Consider the following 25,529-nt stretch of genomic DNA (forward strand, 5'->3'; position numbering starts at 1 on the left):
GAAGCCGAGGCGAAAGCCCGACGGCGCAGGTAGCCCGACGGTGTGGCGCATCCGGAAAAGCCGACAGGAACCAGTACGCTGTTCGTAGATATGTTCGGATAGAAATTTTGGAGTAGCGCGCATGATCAGTTCCCTCCGCGGCACCGTCAGCCACGTTGGCCTCAACTCGGCCGTGCTGGACGTCAATGGGTTTGGGATGCAGATCCTGGCCACCCCGCAGACCCTCGCCACCCTGCGCACCGGACAGGAAGCGCAAGTCTTCACCGCGATGATTGTCCGTGAGGACTCCATGACACTGTTCGGGTTCGAGGAGGCAGACCAGCGCGAGGTGTTCGAGACGCTGCTCGGCGTCAGCGGAGTCGGGCCACGGCTGGCACTGGCCGTGCTGGCCGTCCACGCACCGGAAGCCATCCGGGTTGCTGCCTCTTCGGGCGACGACAAGGCCTTCAGTAAAGTCCCGGGAATCGGCCCGAAGGGCGCCCGCCGGATTGTCCTCGAACTGGCCGACAAACTCGTTCCGCTCGGCACCGCCGGGGCCCCGCCCAAGAACGCCTGGCAGGGACAGGTCCTGACGGCAATGATGGGGCTCGGCTGGTCGGAGAAGGACGCAACCACCGCGATAGACGCGGCGACGGCCGAAGCACCAGAGGTAGCCGCGTCCGGCAACGTGGGTGACATCCTGAAACTCACCCTGCGCAGACTCGGCCAGGACGGCGCCCGGGCCTCGGCGCGGAGCCGGGTCAGCTGATGGCCCGCGACGACGCGGCGGGGGAGGAGGCCCCGGTTGTTTCACCCACCGGGGATCCAGAGGACCGGGCGGTGGAAGCAGCGCTGCGACCCAAAAACCTCGATGACTTTGTCGGGCAGCAACGGGTCCGCCGGCAGCTCTCCCTGGTCCTGGAAGCCTCGCGGCTGCGCGGCCGAACAGCCGACCACGTCCTGCTCTCCGGCCCGCCGGGCCTTGGCAAGACCACCCTGGCCATGATCATCGCCGCCGAGATGAACGCGCCCCTGCGCATCAGCTCCGGACCGGCCATCCAGCACGCCGGCGACCTCGCGGCCATTCTCTCCTCGCTGACCGACGGCGAGGTACTCTTCCTCGACGAAATTCACCGCATGTCCCGGCCGGCCGAGGAAATGCTGTACATGGCGATGGAAGATTTCCGGGTCGACATCATCGTCGGCAAAGGGCCGGGCGCAACAGCCATCCCGTTGGACCTGCCGCCATTCACCCTGGTCGGCGCCACCACCCGGGCCGGGCTACTTCCAGGGCCCCTGCGGGACCGCTTCGGGTTCACCGGCCACCTCGAGTTCTACTCCACCGAAGAACTGGAACTGGTATTGCGTCGCTCGGCGATGCTGATGGACATGAAGGTCAACTCGGCCGCATTCTCGGAGGTGGCAGGCCGGTCCCGCGGTACGCCCAGGATTGCCAACCGGCTCCTCCGCCGGGTACGTGACTGGGCGTTGGTGCACGGCGTCGACCTGATCGACGCCAGGTGCGCCGGGGCGGCGCTGGACATGTATGAAGTGGACGCCAAAGGCCTCGACCGGCTCGATCGCGCCGTGCTCACCGCCCTGATCACCAAGTTCAACGGCGGTCCGGTGGGACTTTCGACCCTCGCGATCGCCGTCGGCGAGGAACCCGAGACAGTCGAAACCGTCGCCGAACCATACCTGGTGCGGGAGGGGATGCTGGGGCGGACCCCCCGGGGACGAATCGCCACGCGAGCGGCCTGGGACCACCTGGGACTCGTCATGCCGGCGAATGTTGCGGCTGCCATGCCGGAGGACCTCTTCACCGTCCTCTCCGAGGAAAACGGCCCGGAAGGCAACCGTGCCGAAGACAACAGTGGGGTAACGGAATGGGCCAACACCGAGGGATAGGGGCGCCGAAAGGACGCGGACAATCCCGTTTCCCTTTACACTGATATGACGTGCGGCACGTCAGGTGCGTGCGGATCCCAAGATATAGAAACGGAACTACTCTGTGTTCTCAACCTTATTAGCCCAGACTGCCGCCCCAGAGCAAGGCTTCGATATTTTCAGCCTGCTTTTGCCGCTGGCACTCGGAGCATTGATCTTCATGATGTTCCGGAGGCAGAAGAAGACCCAGAAGACCATCAAGGAGCAGCGCACCCAGATGGTTCCCGGCACCGAAGTGATGACCAACTTCGGCCTGTTCGGTACAGTGATTTCTCTCGACGAAGAGAACAACAAGGCAGTGCTCGAGCTTGGTCCCGGTGCCAGGGCCACGGTACACATGCAGACCCTCACCAAGGTGGTGCAGCCTGAGCCGGCCGCCGATGACGAAGAAACGCCGGCCGTCCCCGACGACGCATCCTCGCTGACCAGCCCCGTCGCCGACAACTCGGCCACCGACACCCGGACCACTGCTGTTGACGGCCAGGATCAGCCGAACCATGACACGGTGCTCCCCGAATCCGGAACAGAGCGTCTTGACGCCCGCTCAGACGAGGACATCCGTCTGGACTACGACAACAAGCGGGACAACAAGGACATCTAGCGCCGCAGGTGGGGCAGCACCCTCGAGTGTGATGCCCCACCACCCCTAGAACCACCGACGCGCGCTCTCTCGATAAAAGGAAATTCCACATGCCTCGTACCGGCCCAGGCACGGCAGCCAAACGGACACTCGTTTGGCTCGGCGTTATGTTTGCATTACTAGCAGTTCTCCTGGGCAGCGGGTCCATCTGGGGCACCGCGAGCTGGAGCCCCAAGCTGGCACTCGACCTTGAGGGTGGAACCCAGATGATCCTGGCGCCCCAGGTGCAGGGCGGCAGCGATGAGATTACCGAAGAGCAGCTCGACCAGGCTGTCGAAATCATCAGGCAGCGGGTCGACGGCAGTGGCGTGGCAGAGGCCGAGATCAACACCCAGTCCGGCCGCAACGTGATTGTGTCACTCCCCGGTATTCCCGACGCCGAAACCCGCGAACTGATTCAGGCGTCGGCACAGATGGAATTCCGACCAGTACTCTTTGGCGGCCCGGGCCAGGCGCCCGCCGCGGAAACGCCCACCCCCGAAGAAGAACTGCCCGCTCCTACCGACGAACCCACCAATGCCAGCGATCCCAACTGGATCACGGCAGAACTGTTCTCCGAGTTCGAGGCCCTCGACTGCACATCGCCCGAGGCACTCGAACCCGCCGAAGAAGCAGCACCCGCCGATGAGCCAATGGTCGCTTGCGAGCCGGGCACCCAGGGCAAATATATTCTCGGGCCGGTGGAAGTGCCGGGCACCGACATCGACTCCGCCGACTTCGGCATGCAGCGCGGCGCGCAGGGTCAGTCACTGAACACCTGGGCGGTCAACATCCAGTTCAACTCCGAGGGCAGCGAGACCTTCCGGGAAGTCACCGAACGTCTCTTCGCCTTCGGTCAGGGCGATCCACGGAACCAGTTCGCCATCGTGCTCGATGGGACGATCATTTCGGCTCCGACCACCCAGGCCGTCATCCCCGATGGGCGGCCCTCGATCAGCGGTAGCTTCACGGAGGAGTCGGCCGGGGCGTTGGCCGAACAACTGAAGTACGGCGCACTGCCGATCAGCTTCGAGATCCAGAGCGAGCAGCAGATCTCGGCCACTCTCGGAGCCGACCAGCTCCGGCTCGGCATGATTGCAGGCATCATCGGCTTGATTTTGGTCGCCGTTTACTCGATCTTCCAGTACCGGATGCTGGGACTGGTGACGATTGCGTCCCTTGTGGTGGCAGGTTTCCTCACCTACCTCGCCATCTGCATCCTGGGCTGGACCGAAAACTACCGGCTCTCCCTCGCAGGTGTGGCCGGCCTGATTGTCGCAATTGGGCAGACAGCCGACTCCTTCATCGTTTACTTCGAACGAATCCGCGATGAGCTCCGAGATGGCAGGGGGCTCGTCTCAGCCGTAGAGAACGGCTGGCGCCGGGCCAAGAGCACCGTCCTCGCGTCCAAGGCCGTCAGCCTGCTGGCCGCCGTCGTGCTGTACTTCGTCGCTGTCGGCAACGTTCGTGGGTTCGCGTTCACCCTCGGATTGACAGCTGTAGCCGACCTGATCGTCGTCTTCCTGTTCACTCATCCGGTGATGCGCCTGCTGGCAAGGACCAAGTTCTTCGGCGAGGGACACCGGTTCTCCGGTGTCGATCCGAAGAAGCTTGGCATTATGCCGCTCTATCGTGGTGCCGGTCGTATCCGGATGCCGTCGGCAACACCGCAGACGGCAGCCCCCCGCACCAAGAACAAGGCAGTCTCAGGTGAAATCGCCCGACGCACCACCATCGCTGAACGTCGGCTGGCCGAACAAAAAGCCCTGGCCGCGCGAAGCAATGGCACAGACCAGGAGGAAAACTAAATGCGGGGCAATAGTTTCGCCAAATTTGGCAACGACCTCTACTCGGGCAAGCTGTCCTACCCGTTCGTCGGCAAGCGCAAGCTGTGGTTCACCATTGCAGCGTTGGCCGTCCTCGTGTCGATCATCATCCCGATCGTCAAGGGTGGCTTCAACCTCGGTATCGATTTCCGGGGTGGCTCCGAGTTCACGGTGTCGAGTGTCGAGAACACTGACATCGCCCTTGGTGAGCAGGCTGTTACGGGAGTGGTACCAAATGCGGTACCGAGCGTCACGAACATCGCGCCGCAGACGATGCGTATCCAGACTGAGCGGCTCTCCGATGATGAGACCCTCAGCGTCCGGGACGCTCTGATCAGCGCGTATGAGGTTACCGAAGAAGAAGTCACTACCAACTTCGTCGGTCCCACCTGGGGCGAGGATGTCAGCCGGCAGGCCTTGATTGGCTTGGTGGTGTTCATCCTGCTGGCCGCAGTGCTGATGGCGCTGTATTTCCGGACCTGGAAAATGTCGGTGGCCGCACTCAGCGGATTGTTCGTGGTCATGACGGTGACAGCCGGTCTGTACTCGCTGAGCAACTTCGAGGTGACGCCCTCGGCGATGATCGGTTTCCTCACGGTGCTGAGCTATGCGTTGTATGACACGGTGGTGGTTTTCGACAAGATCAAGGAGAACACCGCCGACCTTGATGTTTCTACCAAGCGAACCTTTGGCGAGCAGGTAAACCTTGCGGTCAACCAGACGCTGGTGCGCTCCATCAACACCTCGGTTGTCGCCGTGTTGCCGGTCGCATCGATTCTTTTCATCGGTGCGATGCTCCTCGGTGCGGGTACCCTCCGGGATCTGTCTCTCGCCTTGTTCATCGGCATTATCATCGGGACCATCGGCACTCTCTTCGTCGCCGCACCCGTTTACGCGTGGCTGCGGATGCGCGAGCCGGGCATGAAGCGGCAGGAGAAGCGCGTGCTGCATCGCCGGTCGGTCGAAGCAGCAGAAGCCGTCTCTGCGCCCTGACTGTCGCAGCAGCAATCGACGATCTGACGGCCGTGTCCTGGTCCCCTGAGGGGGCCGGGACACGGTTTTTTGTTCCCAGTTTGGCGGCAGCCGGGGATCGGTGCAGCAGGGTTTGGTCCGTCGGACTAAACTTAAATATGCGTGCCGGAGAAGAGGTATGGTGTAATTCTTTTTCAGCCGTCTGACGGCTGAGGAATCGGGGTAGTACGTGGCAGATGCCAGTGGTCCAGCAGAGCGGCCAGACACGGAACACCGTGAGGAGCGCCCTGGTACCTTTTCGCGCCCTTCGACCGCTCAGCTTGACCAAGTCGCGGCGCCCCCGGCGACCATACCGCCCGTCCGCAGCCGCGACGTCGCAGTGACCTCATCGGAATCAGCCCCTTCGGCGGCCAGCGCCGACCACAGCGCGCTGCCCGATCGGAAAATCCGGACCCGGTCACGGCTGGCCCGCCTGACGGGCAGAGCCTCCAACGGGTATTCACCGGTGCTTGAGCCCCTGCTGAGGACGGTCCGGGCCAACAACCCCAAGGAAGACCTCGACCTGATCCAGCGGGCGTACCTGGTGGCTGAGCGCAGCCACGAGGGCCAGAAGCGAAAAAGCGGCGATCCGTACATCACCCACCCGGTGGCGGTGGCAACGATCCTTGCCGAACTGGGCATGACCGGCACCACGCTGGCTGCCGCCCTGCTGCATGACACCGTCGAGGACACCGCATGCACCCTCGACGACATCAAGCGTGACTTCGGCGCCGAAGTGGCAATGCTGGTGGACGGGGTCACCAAGTTGGACAAGGTGTCCTTCGGCGACGCTGCCCAGTCCGAGACCGTTCGCAAAATGGTGGTCGCCATGGCCAAGGACATTCGTGTCCTGGTGATCAAACTTGCGGACCGGCTCCATAATGCCCGGACCTGGCGCTTTGTCTCTCCCGAGTCGTCGGCCAGAAAAGCCCGCGAGACACTCGAAATCTTCGCGCCGCTCGCGCACCGGCTCGGCATGAACACCATCAAGTGGGAGCTCGAGGACCTGTCCTTTGCGGCGCTGCACCCGAAGGTGTACGAAGAGATCGTCCGGATGGTGGGGGATCGTACACCTGAACGGGAAAAGCACCTGGCAGTGGTGCGCACCCAGATCGGCGAAGACCTTCGGTCGGTGAAGATCAAGGCGACAATCACCGGACGCCCGAAGCATTACTACTCCATCTACCAAAAGATGATCGTCCGCGGCAAGGACTTCGATGACATCCATGACCTGATGGGGATCCGGGTGCTGGTGGACAGTGTGAGGGACTGCTACGCAACGTTGGGCCAGCTGCATGCCCGCTGGAACCCGCTGCCCGGCCGGTTCAAAGACTACATAGCGATGCCCAAATTCAATATGTACCAGTCGCTCCACACCACGGTGATCGGACCCGGCGGCCGTCCGGTGGAGATTCAGATCCGGACCCACGACATGCACCGCAGAGCCGAATACGGCGTTGCAGCGCACTGGAAATACAAGGGCGCTGGCGGCAAGGCCGGAGAAGGACCCGATAACAGCGACATGGGGTGGCTGCGGAGTCTGGTCGACTGGCAGCAGGAGACAGCCGACCCGGACGAGTTCCTTGACTCGCTGCGCTTCGAAATCAACGCCCGCGAAGTGTTCGTGTTCACTCCCAAGGGTGAGGTTATGGCGTTGCCTGCCGGGTCCACTCCGGTGGACTTCGCCTATGCAGTGCACACCGAGGTGGGGCACCGGACGATCGGAGCCCGGGTCAACGGGAAGCTGATCCCGCTGAACAGCGAGCTGAACCACGGCGACTGGGTGGAGATCTTCACCTCCAAGGCCGAGGGTGCCGGCCCGAGCCAGGACTGGCAGGGGNGGGGTTCGTGAAGAGCCCGCGGGCTCGCAACAAGATCCGCCAATGGTTCACCAAGGAACGCCGCGAAGAGGCGATTGAAAAGGGTAAGGAATTGCTCACCCGCGCAATGCGCAAGCAGAACCTGCCACTTCAGCGCATGATGACCCATGACGCTCTGATAGCGGTGGCCCAGGAGTTGAGGCACGCGGACATCGCTGCCCTTTATGCGGCGGTCGGTGACGGCCATTCCTCCGCCCAGAACGTGATCGAACGCCTGGTCGCCCTGATGGGTGGGAACGAGGGTGCTGAAGATAGCCTCGCCGAGACGGCGGTCGCCACCACACCGCGCCGCCCCAAGTTCTCCGATTCCGGGGTGACGGTGCGCGGCGTCGGCGACGTCTGGGTCAAAATTGCGCGGTGTTGTACTCCAGTTCCGCCGGATCCCATCATCGGGTTCGTTACCCGCGGTTCGGGGGTGTCAGTCCACCGGAACGACTGCCGCAACGTCGAGGAACTGAGGGATCAGCCGGATCGGATTGTGGACGTCGACTGGGCTCCCACCCAGTCCAGCGTGTTCCTGGTCGAGATCCAGGTTGAAGCGCTCGATCGCAAGAGCCTCCTCTCCGACGTCACCCGGGTCCTCTCCGAGAACCACGTCAACATTCTCGCGGCAAGCGTGAATACCTCGACGGACCGGGTGGCACTGTCGCGGTTTGCTTTTGAGATGGGGGATCCCAAGTACCTGACCCACATCCTCAACGCGGTCCGCCGGATAGACGGCGTGTTTGACGTCTACCGCACCACCGGGGCGCAACGGAGGCTCTAGCTCGCCGTCGACCGCCGGTGCCGAATGGGGTGGGTCTAGCCCGAGTGCATGGCGCTCTGGAGGCGGGCCAGGGCGCGGTTCTTGCCAGGAACACGTCGGGTTGCTTCCAACGCCCTGACCACCAGGACCAGGTCACACCGTAGATCGGGGTGAGCTGCCAGTCGGACGAGGGTTGGCACCGCCCAGTCGTCATGTCCATGCACTGCAACATCGAGTGCGGTCCGCAAGGGTGCTGTGACGCCCACCCCGCCGACCACCCGGACATCGCAGGGTCCCAAAGCGACCTGATGCATCAGGGCTTCACTGAACGGTGGCAGGGCGGTGGTGCGGCGTCGGTGATCTGTCACGAGGTTCACTGTTTCGGGTAGTGGCGCGCAGCCATAGACCCAGGCCGCGCTTTGGCGGGCAAGCGCAACCTTGGCCCGCAACGACGCCGGGACGCACAGGATCGCAGACTGGGCGCGGGAGGCGGGGTCAAGATGGTGGTCCGCGCGGGCATAGGAGTTCCCGCAGACACGGCGCAGCAGTCCGTCGATGCGCATGGCCTGCAACTCGACGCTGCTGAAGATGTCATGGGCTCGGAAGAGCACTCCGCCGGTTGAGGTGATCGGCTCTGCTGGGGTTTCTCCGGTAGCGGCTCCCAGCCGAAGGTGGGACATGGCCCAAGCATTCCGAGTTTGGCCCCAAAGCGAAAGCCCCGGCGTCGAGTTGTGGATAACCGGACTGGTGACGTACCAGACTACTCATCCACAACCCCACACCGGGGCTGAGTGTTCGGGTGCCGCTAGGAGAAGTCCTGCGCCGACTTCTGCAGCATATCCATCCATTGTTGGCGTGCGGACAGGGCTTCCTTGGCGGTAGCGATCCGCTTCGCGTCGCCAGCCTTCTCGGCAGCGTTCAGATCTTCCTGCAGCGCAGCGATAGTGGCTTCCAGCTGACTCAGAGCACTGTTGGTGCGGGCCTGGGTTTCAGGGTTGGTCCGCTCCCAATGGGCGTCGTCGGCAGCCTTCACCGCGTCCTCAACCTCGCGAATACCGGCTTCGATCCGACCCATGTCCGCGCGTGGCACCTTGCCGGCTTCCTCCCAGCGGTCACGAATCGACTGCAGCGACTTCTTCGCGGCCGCGAGGTTCCTGATGGGCAGCAACTGGCGTGCCTCGACCAGCAGGGCTTCCTTGACTACAAGGTTTGCCCCGTATTCTTCGTCGATTGCCTCGTTGGTTGCTTTCCTGGCGGTGAAGAACTTGTCCTGGGCGGCCCGAAAACGAGCCCACAGGGCGTCGTCGTCCTTGCGGCTGGCCCGTTTGGAGGCCTTCCACTCATCCATCAGCCGGCGGTATTCGCCAGCGGTGTGGCCCCAGTCGGTTGAGGTGGAAAGCGCCTCGGCCTGCTGGATGAGGGACTCCTTGGCCTGCTTGGCCGAGGCATTGTCGGTATCCAGCTGGGAGAAGTACGCGCGACGATGCCGGTCGAAGATGGTGCGTGCCGCGCGGAACCTCTTCCACAGGCCGTCTTCGGTGCCGCGGCCAAGCCTGATGCCGTTCTTCTGCGCCGCTTTCCAGGTCTCGAACAGCTCGTTCATCCGGGTGCTGCTGGCTTTCCACTGCACCGTGGATGGGTCGCGGCCAGCGATTTCTTCGGCTTCCGCGACGATCGCTTCGCGGGCTGCGAGCTCAGCCGACTTCAGCGCATCCTGTTCGGCCTTTTCGGCGGCAACAAGCTCCGCGATCTGGCCGTTCAGGGCGTCCAGCCGCGCTTCAAGGGCAAGCACGTCGCCGACGATCTTCTTCTCTGCGACCTGCTCCCGCAGATGACCGGCGGTCTTCTGCATGTCGGCGGATGGTGCCTTCGCCTGGACGCGCTGTTCCAGGAGCACAATCTGGCTGGCAACGTCGTCGTACTTGCGCACGAAATATGCCAGCGCCTCATCCTTGGAGGCATCCGGGTACTGCCCGACGGCGTGCTCCTCGCCGTTGACGATGAGGAAGACGTGACCGTCGTCCTCGACCCGGGCGAACTTGGCTGCTTCGCTTAGCGGGGTGCTGTGCGCCGGGGGAGCGGCGACTGCTGCGCCTGGTTTCGCGCCGGGTTTGCCACCAGGTTTCGCGCCGGGTCGCGGAGCCATCGCTGCGGGGCTGGGAGCGGCGCCGGGGGAAGACATTGGGCGGGCAGCTTCAGGCGTGGCTGACTCAGCCTCGGGTGCCTCAGGTTCAGGGGCGGCTGCTTCAGCCTCGGGAGTCGCAGCCTCGGGTGCCTCGGGAGCCGCAGCCTCGGGAGCTTCAGCTTCGGGAGCTGCAGCTTCGGGTGCCTCGGGTTCAGGCGCGGCTGATTCAGCCTGCTCGGGCTCAACCGCCTGCTCAAGACCAATTGTTGTTTCCTCGTCGCCTGACGTTTCGTCGGTACGGGGTGTTTCGTCGGATTGCTGACTTTGTGTCACCGCTAGAAGTCTTTCACTCGTTGGTTTGCCTGCTACCTCGCGGCAAATGGTTCAGGGCTATCGAGTCTATCGCCACGGCGTCCCCGCACCGCGCAGCCTCAGAGGCTACTTTACGCATAAGGGTTCGCCAGCGGAATCTCGATGCACCCACCCACGGGGACTGTGCGGCGACCGCTGTTTCGGTGTGGAACCCGGACAGCGGGGGGCAGCCTAGACATCGGAGGCGGAAATAGTGCCCACCGATGTCCGGGTTCCCCGCCAAAGCCGGGTAAAATCGGAGACCGTCAACCCGATGTCACATCCTGCAAGGAGCTCAGCCGTATGGCACGCAAGGCCTCACTCTCCGGTTTTCCCGAATGGCTGCCGGAGGAACGCCTGGTTGAGTTGCATGTACTGGACACGTTGCGGAAAACCTTCGAGCTGCATGGCTTCTCCAACATCGAAACCCGGGCGGTCGAGACGGTGTCCCACCTGCTCCGCAAAGGGGACATCGACAAAGAGGTCTACGCTGTGTCGCGCCTTCAGGCCGACGACGACGGCGGCCGGGCGACCAGCTCCGACGACGGCCTTGCCCTCCACTACGACCTGACTGTTCCCTTCGCCCGCTACGTGGTCGAAAACTCCGGCCACCTGGCGTTCCCCTTCCGGCGCTACCAGATCCAGAAGTGCTGGCGCGGTGAACGCCCGCAGGACGGCCGGTTCCGCGAGTTCACCCAGGCCGACATCGACGTCGTGGGCGACGGCGTGCTCCCGTTCCGGTACGACGTCGAACTGGCCCTCGTGGTGGTCGATGCCCTCTCGGCCCTGCCCATTCCCGAGTTCACCGTGCGCGTCAATAATCGGAAACTCGCCGAGGGTTTCTATCGGGGCATCGGCCTTGAGGACACCGCCGGGGTGCTGCGCAGCATCGACAAACTGGAAAAGATCGGGGCAGAGAAGGTTACCGCCCTGCTGCAGACCGAACTCGGTGCCACCGCCGACCAGGCAGCCCTCGCCCTCCGGCTCGCCTCGATCCGGACCGCTGACGTGTCATTCGTCGACCAGGTCCGCGCCCTCGGGGTCACCGACCCCCTGCTGGAAGAGGGGCTCGGGGAGCTGGAGCAGGTGATCTCCGAAGCGTCCAAGCGCGCGCCCGGCCGGGTGGTTGCCGACCTCAGCATTGCCCGCGGCCTGGATTATTACACCGGAACGGTCTACGAAACCGTGCTGAACGGGCACGAGTCACTGGGATCGATCTGCTCCGGCGGCCGGTATGACAGCCTGGCAGCCAAAGGCAACCGGACGTTCCCCGGAGTCGGCCTGTCGATCGGCGTAACCCGGCTGGTGTCGCGGATCCTCAGCCAGGGCTTCACCGCCGTGTCGCGGCAGGTGCCCACCGCAGTCCTGATCTCGCTGACCGACGACAGCTCCTGGTCGGCGGCCCAGGACATCGCCGCGGCCCTGCGAGCCCGCGGCATTTCCGCTGAGGTGGCTGCCACTGCCGAGAAGTTCGGCAAGCAGATCAAGTTCGCCGACCGTCGTGGGATCCCCTTCGTCTGGTTCACGGCTGAGGACGGCACCCACGAGGTCAAGGACATCCGCACCGGCGCCCAGGAACCTGCCGATCCCGGCACCTGGACGCCCCCGGCAGTTGATCTCGTGCCGTCGGTGCTCCGCGCCGAGCCAGCCGACGCCTGACCCGGGCACCGCACCACAAGGTCAGGAGCGTCGTCGTCGTACTCCCGCGACGACGACGCGGCCCAGCACTCCAGCGGCCAGGACCGCCACCATGGTGAGCACCGACGTCGTGGGCAGGGTGAGGGCCAGCAGCACACAGCCGATAAAACCCACCACGTTCAGCCCCCGCGGTGAATGCCACGGCCGGTGGGTGAGGGTAAACGCCGACAGGTTGGCGATCGCGTAGTAGATCAACACCCCAAAGCTGGAGAATCCGACCACCGTCAGGACGTCAGTGGTCAGGAGCAGGCCGATGACGACGACGGCGGTTGCCAGATCGGCGGCGTAGGGAACACCGAAGCGCTGCCAGATCCCGGTCAGGGCCCGGGGCAGGTCTCCTTCACGGGCCATGGCCAGCGTGGTCCTGCCCACCCCGGCGATGAGGGCCAGTAGGGCTCCGAGGCTGGCGAGTGCTGCCGCGATGGTGACAGCAGTTGCCGGGATTGCTGAGGTCGAGGCAGTGAACACCTCACGCAACGGTGCGGCGGAGGCGGCAAGCGCCGTCGGGCCCAGTGCTGCCAGCAGACCCCACGCAAGCAGCAGATACAGCCCCAGGGTGAAGCCAAGGGATCCGAAGATCGCTGCCGGGATGTTGCGTTGCGGCTCGCGCACTTCCTCGCCCATGGTGGCGACGCGGGCGTACCCGGCAAACGCGAAGAACAGCAGTCCTGCGGCCTGCAGCACTCCAAGCCAGCTGATGGGCAGCTGGACAGCGTCTGACGGTGCGGGGGCGGCGAAGGCGGCGACCACCACGAAAGCGAGTACCGGGACCACCAGGGACACGATGATCCGGGTCATCAGGGCGGTACGACTGACACCCAACAGGTTCACGACGGTCAGGGCGACCACCGCCGCGACGGCTGCGGCGGTCTCAAAACCCGGGGCGGCGTACAACCCAAAGGTCAGCGCCATCGCTGCGCACGAGGCGATCTTGCCGGCAACGAAACTCCAGCCGGCGATGAACCCGGGCCAGGGGCCGAGCTGGCGTCGGCCGTAGATATACGTGCCACCGCTGTGCGGGTGCACTGCCGCCAGTTGCGCGGACGCCGCCGCGTTGCAGTAGGCCACGAAACCGGCGATGGCCACGGCGAGGGGCAGCCAGCTTCCCGCCGAGGCCGCAGCTGGCGCGAAGACGACAAACACGCCGGCGCCGATCATGGAGCCGATCCCCACGGTCGTGGCGTCAAAGCCGCCCAGCTGCCGTCGAAGGCCTGGCGGATTGGTCCCTGGTGGATGAGCCATTGCCATGTGTGATCCCTGCCGTGGCGGGTGGGTCCCGGTATCACCGGTAAACTCGGACGAGACGATCTTTTCATACGCGGGTAGCCCTTTTCTGCCCCGCACCTCCACCCGGAAGGAATGCTGTGCTGCGCACACATGACCTCGGTTCGCTACGGACTGAGCACATTGGACACACCGTCACCCTGGCAGGCTGGGTTGCCCGCCGCCGAGATCACGGCGGGGTCGCATTCCTTGACCTGCGCGACGCCTCGGGTTTCGCCCAGGTGGTGGTCCGGGAAGAGGAAGTGTTCCACGGACTGCGCAACGAGTACGTCCTGCAGATCACGGGCACCGTCGAGAAGCGCCCCGAGGGTAACGAGAACCCGGCCCTGGCCACTGGCGGCATCGAAGTCATCGCCGAGACCGTGACCATCCTCAACACCTCCGACCCGCTGCCCTTCCAGATCGACGAGCACGTGGAGGTTGGCGAGGAAGCACGCCTGAAGCACCGCTACCTCGACCTCCGCCGGCCAGCGCCCAACGCCAACCTCCGGCTACGTTCCGAGGCCAACCGGGTGGCACGCGAGCTGCTGCACCAGGATGGTTACGTCGAAATTGAGACACCCACCCTGACCAGGTCCACCCCTGAGGGTGCCCGCGACTTCGTGGTGCCAGCCCGTCTGTCGCCCGGCTCCTGGTACGCCCTGCCGCAGTCTCCGCAGCTGTTCAAGCAGCTCCTGCAGGTGGGCGGCTTTGAGAAGTACTACCAGATTGCCCGCTGTTACCGCGATGAGGACTTCCGCGCGGACCGTCAGCCGGAGTTCACCCAGCTCGACATCGAAGCCAGCTTCGTGGAGCAGGATGACGTCATTGCCCTGGGTGAGAGCCTGGTCAAGGCGCTCTGGCAGCTGATCGACGTCGAAATCCCCACGCCGATCCAGCGGATGACCTACGCCGATGCGATGGCCCGGTTCGGCTCAGACAAGCCCGATCTGCGCTTCGGCCTGGAACTGACCGAGCTCACCGAGTTCTTCAAGGACACCGATTTTGGCGTGTTCAAGGCGCCCTACGTCGGTGCCGTCGTCATGCCCGGCGGGGCGTCCCAGCCGCGCCGCCAGCTCGACGCCTGGCAGGAATGGGCCAAGCAGCGCGGCGCCAAGGGCCTCGCCTATGTTCTGGTCGACGACGACGGCAGCCTCCGCGGGCCCGTCGCCAAGAACCTCACCGAGGCCGAGCGTGACGGCCTGCCCGCCGCGGTCGGCGCCAACCCCGGCGACTGCATTTTCTTCGCCGCCGGCGAGAAGACTCCCTCCCGCGCGCTGCTCGGCGCAGCACGCGTTGAAATCGGCCACCGCACCGGTCTCATCGACCCGTTGGCCTGGGCCTTCGTCTGGGTTGTTGACGCACCGATGTTCGAACCGGCGTCGGCGGCTGTCGCAGCCGGCGACGTGGCGGTCGGCGGGGGAGCCTGGACGGCAGTGCATCACGCGTTCACCTCACCGAAGCCCGAATACCTGGACACCTTCGACAAGGATCCAGAGACCGCACTGGCGTACGCCTACGACATTGTCTGCAACGGCAACGAAATCGGCGGCGGCTCGATCCGCATCCACCAGCGGGATGTGCAGGAACGGGTGTTCTCGGTCATGGGCATCAGCCAGGAGGACGCGCAGGAGAAGTTCGGCTTCCTGCTCGAAGGATTCAAGTTCGGTGCGCCCCCTCACGGCGGCATCGCGTTCGGCTGGGACCGCGTCGTGGCGCTGATGGCCGGCACCGAGTCGATCCGCGACGTCATCGCGTTCCCGAAGTCCGGCGGCGGCTTCGATCCGCTGACGGCCGCTCCCGCTCCGATCACCGCGCAGCAGCGTAGGGAAGCCGGAGTGGACTTCAAGCCGGAGAAGAAGAACTAGGGCGCAGCTCCTCCACCCCCGCTTGGGTTGAATGGCGGGGGATCTGGCGGGTTCTGCTGCTTTGTGACGGGAATGGACACACGCCCAATCCGGTTATGAAATACTGATACACACAAACGTGCTCCGGGGTCGGTGTAATTCCGAACCGGCGGTGATAGTCCGCGACCCGTCCGCTGCCAGTGCTACCGCGCTGGCGTGGCCGGTTGAACTGGTGAAATTCCGGTACCGACAGTTAAAGTCTGGATGGGAGAAGCGCGTACAGCTTTGGCTGTGCTGGTTTGGTGGTGCCTTCGTGCGCCGCCGACAGCACCGGCCGTTCCTGTCGTTACCCCGGAGCGCACCGCTCGAGACAAGGGGTCGACATGGATTTTCTGAGGTGGCTGTTCGACGCTCAGATCCCCGTCGCCGGAAGCTCGCTGCTGCTCCGCGAGGTGATCGGCAACGTCTTCGGGCTCCTCAGCGCGCTCGGCGGGATGCGCCGGAAACTCTGGGCCTGGCCCGTCGGTATCATCGGCAACGTCCTGCTCCTCACCGTCTTCCTCGGTTCCTTTTTCGGCGGAGCCGACGCCGCCAACCTCCTCGGCCAGGCTGGCCGCCAGATCATGTTCATCGCCGTCGCCGTCTACGGCTGGCGCCAGTGGAGTGCCAGCAGCCAGGCCGACGGCCACGCCGTCACTCCACGCTGGGCGCCCCGCCGCGCGCGGATCGGCCTGGTGGTCGCCATGATCGTCGGCACGGTAGCGCTGACACCCCTCTTCCGGATGCTCGGCTCCTACGAACCCGTGTGGGCGGACGCCTGGACGTTTGTCGGCTCGCTGCTGGCAACCGTCGGCATGGCCAAGGGCTGGGTCGAGTTCTGGCTCATCTGGGTGGCGGTCGACGTCGTCGGGGTGCCACTGCTCTTCAGCGCCGGCTACTACGCGTCAGCCTTCATGTACCTGTTCTATGGGGTGTTCACCCTGATCGGGTTCTTCGTCTGGATGCGCGCCCGTGAGCGCAGCAAGCCCCGCATCGATGTCCTGCTCCCCGATCCGACGGTCCGGTAGACGCCGTGGACACGACCTCCCTGAACCCTGTCTTCTCCGCCGCTGAATGCGACGCGATGCGATCCGCCATCGGACTGGCCGGGCGCGGTGTGCGTGGCGCCAACCCACTGGTGGGAGCAGTGGTACTCGACGAGCGCGGCACGGTGATCGGCTCCGGCTACCACCGGGGGGCGGGCACTCCGCACGCCGAAGTCGATGCCCTCACCAACGCCCTGACGCAGCGGGCGGACCTGACCGGGTGCACGCTGATCTGCACCCTTGAACCCTGCAACCATGCCGGGCGTACGGGCCCCTGCACCGAAGCCATCGCGACGGCCGGGATCACCCGCGTGGTCTACGCCGCCGACGACGTCCACGGCCCTGCCGCTGGTGGCGCTGGCTGGCTCACCGCCCACGGCGTCGAGGCGGTTGGCGGGTTGCTGGCCGATGAGTCGCACCAGCTGAACCACCGGTGGCGGGAAGCGACCAGTTCCCGCCGCCCCTTCATCACCCTCAAAATCGCCCAGACCCTCGACGGTAAGGTTGCCGCGGTTGACGGCTCCAGCCAGTGGATCACCGGCACCGAGTCCCGCAGCGACGGCCACTCCATCAGGCAGCGCGCCGATGCGGTCCTGGTGGGCACTGGTACCGTACTGGCCGACAATCCTCGACTCTCTGCCCGCAACCCTGACGGGACCGACGCGGAAAGGCAGCCCCTCCGGGTCGCCATGGGACGTCGCCCCATCCCTGTGGGTGCGGCAATCCGCCGCGGGCGCTTCGTCCACCTCACCACCCGCGACCCGGGGGAGGCAGCGCGTCAGCTGTACGACGACGGCGTTGGCCACCTGATGATCGAGGGCGGACCCACCATAGCCACCGCCTTTCTGACCGCTGGCCTGGTCGATGAACTCATCGTCTACCAGGCGCCGATGTTCCTGGGTGCCGGCACGCCAGCGGTCCAGGCCCTGGGGATCTCTTCACTGGGGGACGCCAGCAGCTGGATGCTCGACCCGCATGGGGGCGCGGCGATCACCCAGTGCGGAAACGACGTCCGCTTCCACCTCAGCCCGGCACCCGCCGACACAGCAGCTTCTCATCAGACCAGCAGCAAAGGACCCAGTACATGTTCACAGGAATAGTCGCCGAAAAGGGCAGCGTTGTCTCACTTGACGTCTCGGCGGACCAGACCAGCGCCATCCTGGTCTTCGACGCGCCAACCACCGGCGAGGACCTGGGCCTGGGCGGTTCAATCGCCGTCAACGGGGTTTGCCTGACCGCAACCAGTGTTGAGGGCGGCCGGATCGCCGTCGATGTGATGGGGGAGACCCTGCTGCGAACCACCACCGGGTCGCTGGCCGCCGGCAGCACCGTGAACCTTGAGCGTTGCGTCCCCGCGAGTGGGAGGCTGGATGGCCATGTGGTGCAGGGCCACGTCGATGGGATCGGTACCCTGCTTGAGCGAGAAAACCAGGGCGCCTGGCACCGTCTGCGCTTCGGGCTACCAACCCGGCTGGCCCGCTACGCGGCCGAAAAGGGGTCTATCACCGTCGACGGCGTCTCACTTACGGTCAGCGCCGTGTCCGCCGTGTCCGCTCCCGACCCCTGGTTTGAGGTCGGGCTGATTCCCACCACCCTGCAGGAAACCAGTCTGGGCCTGAAACAGGTCGGGGATTCAGTGAACCTGGAAATGGATGTGATGGCCAAATACGCTGAGCGGCTCATGAGCTTCATGGTGCCCGCCTGGCAGACGCCGAACACCCAGACCATCCCGATCCAGAAACCGGCAATTCTGAAACCGTCGGTCCCTCCGGCGGTCGCAGGGCCGCAGCCATGATCGCCCACCACACGGCACTGCAGGGCCAAGCCGTCCGCCTGGATTCGGTACCAGCGGCGGTGGCGGCGATGGCAGCCGGTCGGGCCGTCGTCGTCGTCGACGATGAGCGGCGCGAAAACGAAGGCGACATCATCTTCGCCGCCCAGTTCGCCACCCCCGCGCTGGTGGGCTGGACCGTCAGGTACACCTCGGGCGTGCTGTGCGTTCCGATTTCCGGCGCCGCCGCGGACCGGCTGCTGCTGCCGCCCATGACAGCCGTCAACGAGGACGCCAAGGGCACCGCCTACACCGTCTCCTGTGACGCGGCGGTGGGCATTTCCACCGGGATCAGCGCCGCCGACCGGGCGGTCACCGCCCGCCTCCTCGCCGATCCGACGACGACGGCGGCCGACCTCACCCGGCCCGGCCACATGTTCCCGTTGCGCGGCGCCCCGGGCGGCGTCGGTGAACGTCCAGGCCACACCGAGGCGGGGCTGGAGTTGTGCGCCCTCGCCGGCCTGGAACCCGCGGCGGTCATCGCCGAGGTGGTCCATGACGAGGGTCACATGATGCGGCTGCCCGCCCTCAGGGACTTCGCCGACAGCCACGGTGTGCCCCTGATCTCCATCAAAGACCTGCTGAGCCACCTCAGCGACCCCACCAGAGACGAGAAGGACCTCCGATGAACACCACCAGCGTCACCGGCGGGCCGGAGGTTGCCCTTCCCACCGCCTTCGGTCAGTTCACCACCCAGGCCTGGACCGACGGGGTGACCGGGGTTGAACACCTGAGCCTGTCCTCCGCCGGGGCCAACCCACCCGGGGCAAGCAGCGACTCCGGCCCCGAAGGGGAGACACCCCTGGTGCGGATGCACTCGGAATGCCTGACCGGGGACGTCTTCTCCTCGTATCGCTGCGATTGCGGCGAACAGCTTGAGCAGGCCCTCCAACTGATCGCCGAGCAGGGCGGCACGGTGCTGTATCTGCGCGGCCAGGAGGGCAGGGGGATTGGCCTGGCCAACAAAATGCGCGCCTACGCCCTGCAGGACACCGGGGCGGACACTGTCGAAGCCAACGAACAGCTCGGGCTGCCGGTCGACTCGCGGGACTACCAGGCCGCCGCGGCAATCCTGAGCCAGCTTGGTCTGCGCTCCATCCGGCTGCTCAGCAACAACCCCGAAAAGCGGGACAAACTCGTCCTGCACGGCATCGATGTCACCGCGATGGTTCCCTCGGAGGTGCCCGCGCGCGCCGAGAATCAGCGGTACCTGCAGACCAAACGGGACCGGCTGAACCACCAGCTGACCCTGCTGGAAGACCACGGGGTCCAGCAGAGCTGACCGACCCCGATCATCAGACCCACCAGCCTCACCAGCCTCAACCCACCGAAAAGAGACCCTCATGAGCGGCCACGGCGCACCAACCATCGACCTCAGCCACCTGTCCGGACAGGGGCAGCTTCGCCTCGTCGTCGTCGCCGCCAGCTGGCACACGGAGATTATGGACGGATTGCTTGCCGGCGCGCTTCGGGCCGCCACGGATGCCGGAATCCAGCCCACCGTGGTCCGCGTCCCGGGCAGCTTCGAGTTGCCCGTTGCCGCCGCCCGGTTGGCACCGCACTTTGACGCGGTGGTGGCGCTGGGCGTCGTCATCCGCGGCGGCACCCCGCACTTCGACTATGTCTGCCAGGCCGCCACCTCAGGTCTCACCGATGTCAGCGTCCGGACCGGAAAGCCCGTTGGGTTCGGCGTCCTGACCTGCGACACCGAGGAGCAGGGGCTGGACCGGGCGGGGCTGCCCGGGTCCAGCGAGGACAAGGGCTACGAATCGGTCGCTGCCGCGCTGACCACCGCAGCAGTGCTCGATCCCTGGCAGGGGTAGAGCTTTGTCACACGCACCTTGCCGAATGAGGCTCAACGCCGCCAACCCAGTAACGTTGGCGTTGTGAAAAGCTTCGAAACACTCTTTGCTGAACTTAGCGCCAAGGCCGTAGCACGTCCGGACGGGTCGCGCACCATCGTCGAACTCGATTCCGGGGTTCACGGCATCGGCAAGAAGGTGGTTGAGGAAGCCGCCGAGGTGTGGATGGCCGCCGAATACGAGTCGGATGAGGCAGCCGCCGAGGAAATCTCCCAGCTGCTCTACCACCTACAGGTCCTGATGATCGCCAAGGGTCTGACCCTGGACGACGTGTACAAGCATCTATAGCCACCGTCCCACCACAGCTGTGAGTGCCCAGCTGTGAGTAACCAGCAGAACCTCCTCGAAAACTTCAGCGAAAGAACCCCTATGCTTCGTGTAGCAGTCCCCAACAAGGGCGCCCTGTCCGAATCCGCTTCCGCCATGCTCGCGGAGGCTGGTTACCGCCAGCGCCGCGACACCCGTGAACTGGTCCTTGAAGACCCGGACAACGGCGTCGAATTTTTCTTCCTCCGTCCCCGCGACATCGCGGTTTACGTGGGTTCCGGGACGCTCGACGTCGGGATCACCGGCCGCGATCTGTTCCTTGATGCCGACGTCGACGCCGAAGAGCGTCTGACGCTCGGCTTCGGCGCCTCGACCTTCCGGTTCGCCGGCCCCGTGGGCGACTTCACCGACGTCGGGCAGCTCGACGGCAAGCGGCTCGCCACCAGCTATGACGGACTGCTGCGCCGGTATCTCGCCGACCACGGCGTCAACGCCACGGTGGTACGGCTCGACGGCGCCGTCGAATCCTCGGTGCGCCTCGGTGTCGCCGACGCCATCGCCGACGTCGTCGAAACCGGCAACACGCTCAAGGCCGCTGGGATGGAAATCTTCGGCGACCCGATCCTGCGTAGCGAAGCCGTACTGATTGGGCGCAGCGGGGACACCCCGGCTGGGCTGGACGTGCTGATCCGGCGGCTGCAGGGTGTCCTGGTGGCACGGCAGTACGTGCTGATGGATTACGACATCCGCAAGGACCTGGTCGACGCAGCGGCAGCCCTCACACCCGGCCTTGAGTCGCCGACCGTGTCGCCGCTCCGCGACTCGGACTGGGTAGCCGTCCGGTCAATGGTGCTGCGCAACCAGACCAACCGCATCATGGACGAGCTGTACGAGCTCGGCGCCCGCGCCATCCTCGTCAGCACCATCCACGCCTGCAGGGTCTAGGGAGGCAGCCATGGGTGTAGCCATTCGCGTCATTCCGTGCCTCGACGTCGACGCCGGTCGCGTTGTCAAGGGCATCAACTTCGCCGATCTGCGTGACGCCGGTGACCCGGTGGAGCTCGCTCACCGGTACGACCGCGCCGGCGCCGACGAACTGACCTTCCTGGACGTTACCGCGTCCTCGGGCAACCGGGACACCACGTTCGACGTCGTCGCCCGCACCGCGGAGGAGGTCTTCATCCCGCTGACAGTCGGCGGGGGAGTCCGCGGGATTGCGGACGTCGACAAGCTGCTGCGGTTCGGGGCCGACAAGGCATCGATCAACACGGCAGCTGTCAGCCGGCCGGACGTTATCGACGAAATCTCCAGCCACTTCGGGTCGCAGGTTCTGGTGCTCTCGCTCGACGCGCGGCGCGTGCCTGGTGGCGGGACGCCGTCGGGCTTCGAAGTGACCACGCATGGGGGCCGTCAGGGCACCGGGATCGACGCCGTGCAGTGGGCCAGGGAAGCAGCCGACCGTGGGGTGGGCGAGATTCTGCTCAACTCGATCGACGCCGACGGCACCAAAGCCGGGTTCGACCTGGAGATGATCCGCGCGGTGCGTGCCGCCGTCAAGGTTCCGCTGATCGCCTCCGGTGGGGCCGGCTTGCCTGAGCACTTCCCGCCAGCAGTGCAGGCCGGGGCCGATGCGGTGCTCGCGGCGTCGGTGTTCCACTTCGGGCCCCTGGACGCCATTGCCCAGGTGAAGAAAGCCATCAGCGACGCGGGCTTCCCGGTCCGCTAGAGGGAGGGTTTCGCCAGAGGGAGGGTTCAGAGCCCTACTTCGGCGCTATCGAGCAGCGCGACGGCGTCGGGCTGGCCCTCGAACGTCACGAGGGCGTGGCGGGTGCGACCATGGGCGTGCATGAGCAGCTCTCCGGGATCGCCCTTGATGGCGACCGATACCGGTGCGCGCTTGGCCACATGGCGTAAACCATCGGACCGAACCAGCACGATACCCAGATCCACGCCCCGGTACAGGATGGCAGCACGTTTGATGAGTTCGTCCCAGAGGGCGTCTGAGTAATCCTCATCGAGGGCACGGGGCGCCCACCGGCTCCGCGCGCGGCGGACATCCTCGGTATGCACAAAGTATTCGATCAGGTTGGCGCTGGCATCAAGCGACTTTGAGCGCTTCATGGGCGAGTAGAAAGGGTGCCCGGCACGGAAATCCGCGACCAGCTTCTGATACCCGGCAGCCGAATCGGCTTTGGCGGACATCTTTCGCACTGATTTCTCGGATACGGCGGCCAGGGGCTTGATGACCATGGCAAGGCCGACAGCAGGTCGGTGTTCCCGCAGATATAAGTGGGCTGCCAACTCTTTGGTCTGCCAGCCAGCACACAACGTGGGCGAATGGGGCCCTGCTGCGAGAAGCGTTTCGGCCAAAACTTCGCGGGAAGGTTCTACATATTGCATCACTGCTGAAACTAGCACGATCCGCTGCTTTTTGGCACGAAGCACCGCCGGATTAGACGTTCCAATGGGCTACCAGCCACCGTCTCCTGGCTGCCAACCGGCGCGATAGAATTGACGACGATGCCAACACACACCGACACCACGCCAACGCCTGATTCTTCCGAGGGGAAGACCCTCGATCCGGGGATCGCCGCGGCCCTCAAGCGCGACCCCGCCGGGCTGGTCGCCGCAGTGATCCAACAGTATGATTCGGGCGAAGTGCTGATGCTCGGCTGGATGGACGACGAAGCGGTCCATCGCACCCTCACCACGGGGCGGGTCACCTTCTTTTCCCGGTCCCGCAACACCTACTGGCGCAAGGGCGACACCTCCGGGCACATCCAGTGGGTCCGGTCCGCGGCCATAGACTGCGACGGCGACGCCCTCCTCATCAGGGTCGACCAGGTCGGCGCCGCCTGCCACACCGGCACCCGGACCTGTTTCGATGGCCGGGACCTCGACGTCGTCGTCGGCTCGGGCAGTTCCCCCCAAAACTTTCCCACCGCCAGCTGAAAGAGCACACACATTCATGCAGGAACTTGGAGTCATCAGCCCCAGCCTTGCCGAGTTCCGCGAGCTCGCCAAAGAGCGTCGGGTAGTACCCGTGCATCTGAAGGTGCTGGCGGACGCCCACACCCCGATTGCCATCTACCGCAAGCTTGCCAACGGCGAGCCCGGGACGTTCCTGATGGAATCGGCAGCTGTTGGGGGCGTGTGGTCGAGGTACTCCTTCATCGGCGCCCACTCCCGGGCGACGCTGACCAGTCTTGACGGGGAGGCACACTGGCTGGGGGAGCCGCCCGCGGGTGTTCCCACCTCAGGTAGCCCGGTTGAAGCCCTCCGCCAGACCATCGAGGCATTGCGTACCCGGCGGTTCGACAACCTGCCGCCGTTCACCTCGGGGCTGGTGGGGTTTATCGGCTGGGAATCGGTCCGGCACTGGGAGCGGCTGACCAGCCCTCCCGAGGACGACCTTTTCCTCCCCGAGCTAGCCATGTGCCTGGTGACCGACATGGCGGTGCACGACAACTCGGAGGGCGCCCTCACCCTGGTAGCCAATGCAATCAACTTCGACGGAACCAGCGACCGGGTGGACGAGGCATGGCACGACGCCGTCCGGCGGATCCGTGCAATGCTCACCAAGCTGGGTGAAGCTGCCGAACAGCCGGTTTCGGTATTGCAGGACGGGTCGGTGGACACCGCCGAGCTGTTGTCCCGGGTCGACGAGCGATGGGACAAGCCCAAGTATCTCGCCGCAATCGAGCGGGGCAAGCGGGCCATTGTCGACGGCGACGTCTTCCAGGTGGTCATTTCACGCCGCTTCGAACTTGACTGCCAGGCATCACCCCTCGATGTCTACCGGGTGCTGCGCAACACCAATCCCAGCCCCTACATGTATCTGTTCAGCCTGGCTGACGCCGATGGCAGGGAATACTCGATTGTCGGATCCTCCCCGGAGGCACTGGTCACAGTCACCGGCAACGATGTCATCACCCACCCCATCGCGGGATCCCGTCCGCGCGGCCAGACCCTCGAGGAGGACCGCGCCCTGGCCGATGAACTCTTGGCGGACGAAAAGGAACGCGCCGAACACCTGATGCTGGTGGACTTGGCACGCAACGACATCTCCAAGGTCTGTGTCCCCGGGTCAGTGGACGTCACCCAGTTCATGGAGGTGGAACGGTTCAGTCACATCATGCACCTGGTGTCGACCGTCGTCGGATCACTGGCACCCAGCAAAACCGCCTACGACGTCCTCGCCGCCACCTTCCCCGCCGGAACGCTCTCGGGTGCGCCCAAACCCCGGGCGCTGCGTCTGATCGACGAGGTTGAGCCCCACCGCCGGGGCATCTACGGAGGGGTGGTGGGCTACCTCGACTTCGCTGGCGACATGGACCTGGCGATCGCCATCCGGTCCGCACTGCTCCGTGAGGGCCGCGCCTATGTGCAAGCCGGCGGCGGAATCGTTGCCGACTCGGTTCTCGAGGACGAGGCGCAGGAGACGGTCAACAAGGCGGCAGCCCCGCTGCGGGCCGCCCTGATCGCCTCAAGCCTCAGGACTGTCTCCGCAACTGACCTTCAGGAGGTGCCCCCCGCATGAGCACCAGTTCAGGAACACCCCACACCACCGGCCCGAACCATGGCAGCACGCCGGCAGCCCCGCGGGGCTGGCAGCGCAAGGGCACCGTAATTCTTGCCACGGTGCTCTTTTCGCTTATCGCCTTCGCCAGCACCACCCAGACCTGGCTGACGGTGATCCTGCCGCAGGACGCCGTCCAGACCCCTGACCTGCAGATCCCCGGCAGCGACGCGGCCACCGCAGTCACCGCATTCGCGCTTGTCGCCCTGGCCGCAGCGCTGGCCGTTTCCATCGCCGGCCGCGTCGCCCGGATTCTGGTGGTGGCGATCCTGTTTATCGCCGGTGTCGGCATTGTCTGGAACAGCCTGCTCGTGGTGGCGGATCCCACCGGTGCGGCNCCCCCGCCATTGGGGAAGCAATCGGCGTCAGCACCGACAGCGACGCCGGACTCGTGCTGACCCTTTTCCCGTGGTTGGCGGCATTCGCCGGGCTGGGCCTGATCGGCGCCGCCGTCTGGATGCTCCTCGCCGGCCGCAGCTGGAACCGCTCCATGCGGTACGAGAAAGTAGCCGACGCTGATTCGCCAGCCCGGAAGACGACCGCCCACTCGGACGAGATCGACAGCTGGGACCAGCTGACCAAGGGAAAAGATCCCACCAGCTAAACGGGTGAGG

Annotated in this window: 24 protein-coding genes, 1 pseudogene and 1 riboswitch; of the genes and pseudogenes, 21 read left to right on the forward strand and 4 right to left on the reverse strand. The window is 65.2% G+C overall.

The features are described from left to right. Positions 1 to 121 precede the first annotated feature (121 nt). From ruvA to K728_RS18165, 6 genes and pseudogenes are all read left to right on the forward strand, one after another. Positions 122 to 748, forward strand: a complete 627-nt coding sequence (ruvA, locus tag K728_RS0101925) for a Holliday junction branch migration protein RuvA (RefSeq protein ID WP_024475681.1) — start codon at positions 122 to 124, stop codon at positions 746 to 748. Next, entirely contained in the window at positions 748 to 1,887 is a 1,140-nt protein-coding gene (gene ruvB, locus K728_RS0101930) for a Holliday junction branch migration DNA helicase RuvB (RefSeq protein WP_019482437.1), read from the forward strand. The genes ruvA and ruvB overlap by 1 nt, the downstream gene beginning before the upstream one ends. A 103-nt stretch (positions 1,888 to 1,990) precedes the next feature. After that, a complete protein-coding gene (locus tag K728_RS18160) occupies positions 1,991 to 2,527 on the forward strand; it encodes a preprotein translocase subunit YajC (protein ID WP_024475682.1) in 537 nt (178 codons plus the stop codon). 89 nt (positions 2,528 to 2,616) lie between these two features. After that, positions 2,617 to 4,353 (forward strand): protein translocase subunit SecD, encoded by a 1,737-nt coding sequence (gene secD / locus K728_RS0101940; RefSeq protein ID WP_019482435.1) that lies wholly within the window; start codon positions 2,617 to 2,619, stop codon positions 4,351 to 4,353. Next, positions 4,354 to 5,364: a protein translocase subunit SecF gene (gene secF / locus K728_RS0101945; protein ID WP_024475683.1), complete on the forward strand. Its 1,011-nt coding sequence runs from the start codon at positions 4,354 to 4,356 to the stop codon at positions 5,362 to 5,364. A 358-nt stretch (positions 5,365 to 5,722) separates the two neighbouring features. Then, positions 5,723 to 8,028, forward strand: a pseudogene (locus tag K728_RS18165) (RelA/SpoT family protein). Between the two features lie 35 nt (positions 8,029 to 8,063). Here the strand turns inward: K728_RS18165 and K728_RS0101960 are convergent. Then, complete coding sequence (locus tag K728_RS0101960; RefSeq protein ID WP_024475685.1) at positions 8,064 to 8,687, reverse strand: hypothetical protein; 624 nt, start codon at positions 8,685 to 8,687, stop codon at positions 8,064 to 8,066. Between the two features lie 125 nt (positions 8,688 to 8,812). Next, on the reverse strand, positions 8,813 to 10,465 hold the full coding sequence (locus tag K728_RS0101965; RefSeq protein ID WP_024475686.1) for a DUF349 domain-containing protein: 1,653 nt from the start codon (positions 10,463 to 10,465) through the stop codon (positions 8,813 to 8,815). A 321-nt stretch (positions 10,466 to 10,786) separates the two neighbouring features. On the opposite strand from K728_RS0101965, the gene hisS reads away from it, so the two are divergent. Next, positions 10,787 to 12,142 carry a histidine--tRNA ligase gene (gene hisS, locus K728_RS0101970; protein ID WP_024475687.1) on the forward strand — a complete coding sequence of 452 codons (1,356 nt, stop codon included), beginning with the start codon at positions 10,787 to 10,789 and terminating at the stop codon, positions 12,140 to 12,142. A 21-nt stretch (positions 12,143 to 12,163) separates the two neighbouring features. On the opposite strand, the gene K728_RS0101975 is transcribed toward hisS, so the two are convergent. Further along, positions 12,164 to 13,429, reverse strand: a complete 1,266-nt coding sequence (locus K728_RS0101975) for an APC family permease (protein WP_024475688.1) — start codon at positions 13,427 to 13,429, stop codon at positions 12,164 to 12,166. 116 nt (positions 13,430 to 13,545) lie between these two features. On the opposite strand from K728_RS0101975, the gene aspS reads away from it, so the two are divergent. The 10 genes from aspS to hisF all read left to right on the forward strand — a co-directional run bounded on the left by aspS (position 13,546) and on the right by hisF (position 22,062). Then, positions 13,546 to 15,312, forward strand: a complete 1,767-nt coding sequence (gene aspS, locus K728_RS0101980) for an aspartate--tRNA ligase (RefSeq protein WP_019482428.1) — start codon at positions 13,546 to 13,548, stop codon at positions 15,310 to 15,312. A gap of 114 nt (positions 15,313 to 15,426) precedes the next feature. Next, a riboswitch (FMN riboswitch) is annotated at positions 15,427 to 15,572 on the forward strand. Positions 15,573 to 15,674: 102 nt separating this feature from the next. Further along, complete coding sequence (pnuC, locus tag K728_RS0101985) at positions 15,675 to 16,358, forward strand: nicotinamide riboside transporter PnuC (protein ID WP_024475689.1); 684 nt, start codon at positions 15,675 to 15,677, stop codon at positions 16,356 to 16,358. Positions 16,359 to 16,363: 5 nt separating this feature from the next. After that, positions 16,364 to 17,476, forward strand: coding sequence for a bifunctional diaminohydroxyphosphoribosylaminopyrimidine deaminase/5-amino-6-(5-phosphoribosylamino)uracil reductase RibD (gene ribD / locus K728_RS0101990; protein WP_024475690.1), 1,113 nt, complete (start codon positions 16,364 to 16,366; stop codon positions 17,474 to 17,476). Next, positions 17,461 to 18,171, forward strand: coding sequence for a riboflavin synthase (locus K728_RS0101995; RefSeq protein WP_019482425.1), 711 nt, complete (start codon positions 17,461 to 17,463; stop codon positions 18,169 to 18,171). The genes ribD and K728_RS0101995 overlap by 16 nt, the downstream gene beginning before the upstream one ends. Next, positions 18,168 to 18,836, forward strand: coding sequence for a 3,4-dihydroxy-2-butanone-4-phosphate synthase (gene ribB, locus K728_RS0102000; RefSeq protein ID WP_024475691.1), 669 nt, complete (start codon positions 18,168 to 18,170; stop codon positions 18,834 to 18,836). Before K728_RS0101995 ends, ribB begins: the two co-directional genes overlap by 4 nt. Then, entirely contained in the window at positions 18,833 to 19,489 is a 657-nt protein-coding gene (locus tag K728_RS0102005; RefSeq protein ID WP_024475692.1) for a GTP cyclohydrolase II, read from the forward strand. The genes ribB and K728_RS0102005 overlap by 4 nt, the downstream gene beginning before the upstream one ends. Positions 19,490 to 19,550: 61 nt before the next feature. After that, positions 19,551 to 20,030: a 6,7-dimethyl-8-ribityllumazine synthase gene (ribH, locus tag K728_RS0102010; RefSeq protein WP_019482422.1), complete on the forward strand. Its 480-nt coding sequence runs from the start codon at positions 19,551 to 19,553 to the stop codon at positions 20,028 to 20,030. A gap of 63 nt (positions 20,031 to 20,093) precedes the next feature. Then, positions 20,094 to 20,357, forward strand: a complete 264-nt coding sequence (locus tag K728_RS0102015; RefSeq protein ID WP_024475693.1) for a phosphoribosyl-ATP diphosphatase — start codon at positions 20,094 to 20,096, stop codon at positions 20,355 to 20,357. Positions 20,358 to 20,438: 81 nt separating this feature from the next. After that, positions 20,439 to 21,281, forward strand: a complete 843-nt coding sequence (gene hisG / locus K728_RS0102020) for an ATP phosphoribosyltransferase (RefSeq protein ID WP_019482420.1) — start codon at positions 20,439 to 20,441, stop codon at positions 21,279 to 21,281. A gap of 10 nt (positions 21,282 to 21,291) precedes the next feature. Beyond that, on the forward strand, positions 21,292 to 22,062 hold the full coding sequence (gene hisF / locus K728_RS0102025) for an imidazole glycerol phosphate synthase subunit HisF (protein WP_019482419.1): 771 nt from the start codon (positions 21,292 to 21,294) through the stop codon (positions 22,060 to 22,062). A 26-nt stretch (positions 22,063 to 22,088) separates the two neighbouring features. Here hisF and K728_RS0102030 read toward each other — a convergent pair whose 3' ends face one another. Further along, positions 22,089 to 22,736 carry a TIGR03085 family metal-binding protein gene (locus tag K728_RS0102030; RefSeq protein WP_024475694.1) on the reverse strand — a complete coding sequence of 216 codons (648 nt, stop codon included), beginning with the start codon at positions 22,734 to 22,736 and terminating at the stop codon, positions 22,089 to 22,091. Positions 22,737 to 22,856: 120 nt separating this feature from the next. On the opposite strand from K728_RS0102030, the gene hisI reads away from it, so the two are divergent. From hisI to K728_RS22305, 4 genes are all read left to right on the forward strand, one after another. Continuing rightward, positions 22,857 to 23,288, forward strand: coding sequence for a phosphoribosyl-AMP cyclohydrolase (hisI, locus tag K728_RS0102035; protein WP_024475695.1), 432 nt, complete (start codon positions 22,857 to 22,859; stop codon positions 23,286 to 23,288). Positions 23,289 to 23,304: 16 nt separating this feature from the next. Next, positions 23,305 to 24,876 carry an anthranilate synthase component I gene (locus K728_RS0102040; protein ID WP_024475696.1) on the forward strand — a complete coding sequence of 524 codons (1,572 nt, stop codon included), beginning with the start codon at positions 23,305 to 23,307 and terminating at the stop codon, positions 24,874 to 24,876. Then, positions 24,873 to 25,313, forward strand: coding sequence for a Trp biosynthesis-associated membrane protein (locus K728_RS18170; RefSeq protein WP_051317586.1), 441 nt, complete (start codon positions 24,873 to 24,875; stop codon positions 25,311 to 25,313). Before K728_RS0102040 ends, K728_RS18170 begins: the two co-directional genes overlap by 4 nt. After that, the gene (locus tag K728_RS22305; RefSeq protein WP_050994876.1) at positions 25,307 to 25,519 is read left to right on the forward strand and encodes a Trp biosynthesis-associated membrane protein; all 213 of its coding nucleotides are present in this window, start codon (positions 25,307 to 25,309) and stop codon (positions 25,517 to 25,519) included. Before K728_RS18170 ends, K728_RS22305 begins: the two co-directional genes overlap by 7 nt. Positions 25,520 to 25,529: the final 10 nt, after the last annotated feature.

The sequence above is a fragment of the Arthrobacter sp. CAL618 genome, from assembly GCF_000468215.1.
Classification (GTDB): Bacteria; Actinomycetota; Actinomycetes; order Actinomycetales; family Micrococcaceae; genus Arthrobacter_D.

What these genes read in the sequence shown, in the direction of transcription:
- ribH (WP_019482422.1), top strand. Translation starts at nt 19,551, where the DNA reads ATGAGCGGCCACGGCGCACCAACCATCGACCTCAGCCACCTGTCCGGA.
- K728_RS0101995 (WP_019482425.1), top strand. Translation starts at nt 17,461, where the DNA reads ATGTTCACAGGAATAGTCGCCGAAAAGGGCAGCGTTGTCTCACTTGAC.
- ruvB (WP_019482437.1), top strand. Translation starts at nt 748, where the DNA reads ATGGCCCGCGACGACGCGGCGGGGGAGGAGGCCCCGGTTGTTTCACCC.
- K728_RS0101960 (WP_024475685.1), bottom strand. Translation starts at nt 8,687, where the DNA reads ATGTCCCACCTTCGGCTGGGAGCCGCTACCGGAGAAACCCCAGCAGAG.
- hisG (WP_019482420.1), top strand. Translation starts at nt 20,439, where the DNA reads ATGCTTCGTGTAGCAGTCCCCAACAAGGGCGCCCTGTCCGAATCCGCT.
- K728_RS0102005 (WP_024475692.1), top strand. Translation starts at nt 18,833, where the DNA reads ATGAACACCACCAGCGTCACCGGCGGGCCGGAGGTTGCCCTTCCCACC.
- hisF (WP_019482419.1), top strand. Translation starts at nt 21,292, where the DNA reads ATGGGTGTAGCCATTCGCGTCATTCCGTGCCTCGACGTCGACGCCGGT.
- secF (WP_024475683.1), top strand. Translation starts at nt 4,354, where the DNA reads ATGCGGGGCAATAGTTTCGCCAAATTTGGCAACGACCTCTACTCGGGC.
- secD (WP_019482435.1), top strand. Translation starts at nt 2,617, where the DNA reads ATGCCTCGTACCGGCCCAGGCACGGCAGCCAAACGGACACTCGTTTGG.
- hisS (WP_024475687.1), top strand. Translation starts at nt 10,787, where the DNA reads ATGGCACGCAAGGCCTCACTCTCCGGTTTTCCCGAATGGCTGCCGGAG.
- K728_RS0102040 (WP_024475696.1), top strand. Translation starts at nt 23,305, where the DNA reads ATGCAGGAACTTGGAGTCATCAGCCCCAGCCTTGCCGAGTTCCGCGAG.
- ribB (WP_024475691.1), top strand. Translation starts at nt 18,168, where the DNA reads ATGATCGCCCACCACACGGCACTGCAGGGCCAAGCCGTCCGCCTGGAT.
- K728_RS0102030 (WP_024475694.1), bottom strand. Translation starts at nt 22,736, where the DNA reads ATGCAATATGTAGAACCTTCCCGCGAAGTTTTGGCCGAAACGCTTCTC.
- pnuC (WP_024475689.1), top strand. Translation starts at nt 15,675, where the DNA reads ATGGATTTTCTGAGGTGGCTGTTCGACGCTCAGATCCCCGTCGCCGGA.
- K728_RS0101975 (WP_024475688.1), bottom strand. Translation starts at nt 13,429, where the DNA reads ATGGCAATGGCTCATCCACCAGGGACCAATCCGCCAGGCCTTCGACGG.
- ruvA (WP_024475681.1), top strand. Translation starts at nt 122, where the DNA reads ATGATCAGTTCCCTCCGCGGCACCGTCAGCCACGTTGGCCTCAACTCG.
- hisI (WP_024475695.1), top strand. Translation starts at nt 22,857, where the DNA reads ATGCCAACACACACCGACACCACGCCAACGCCTGATTCTTCCGAGGGG.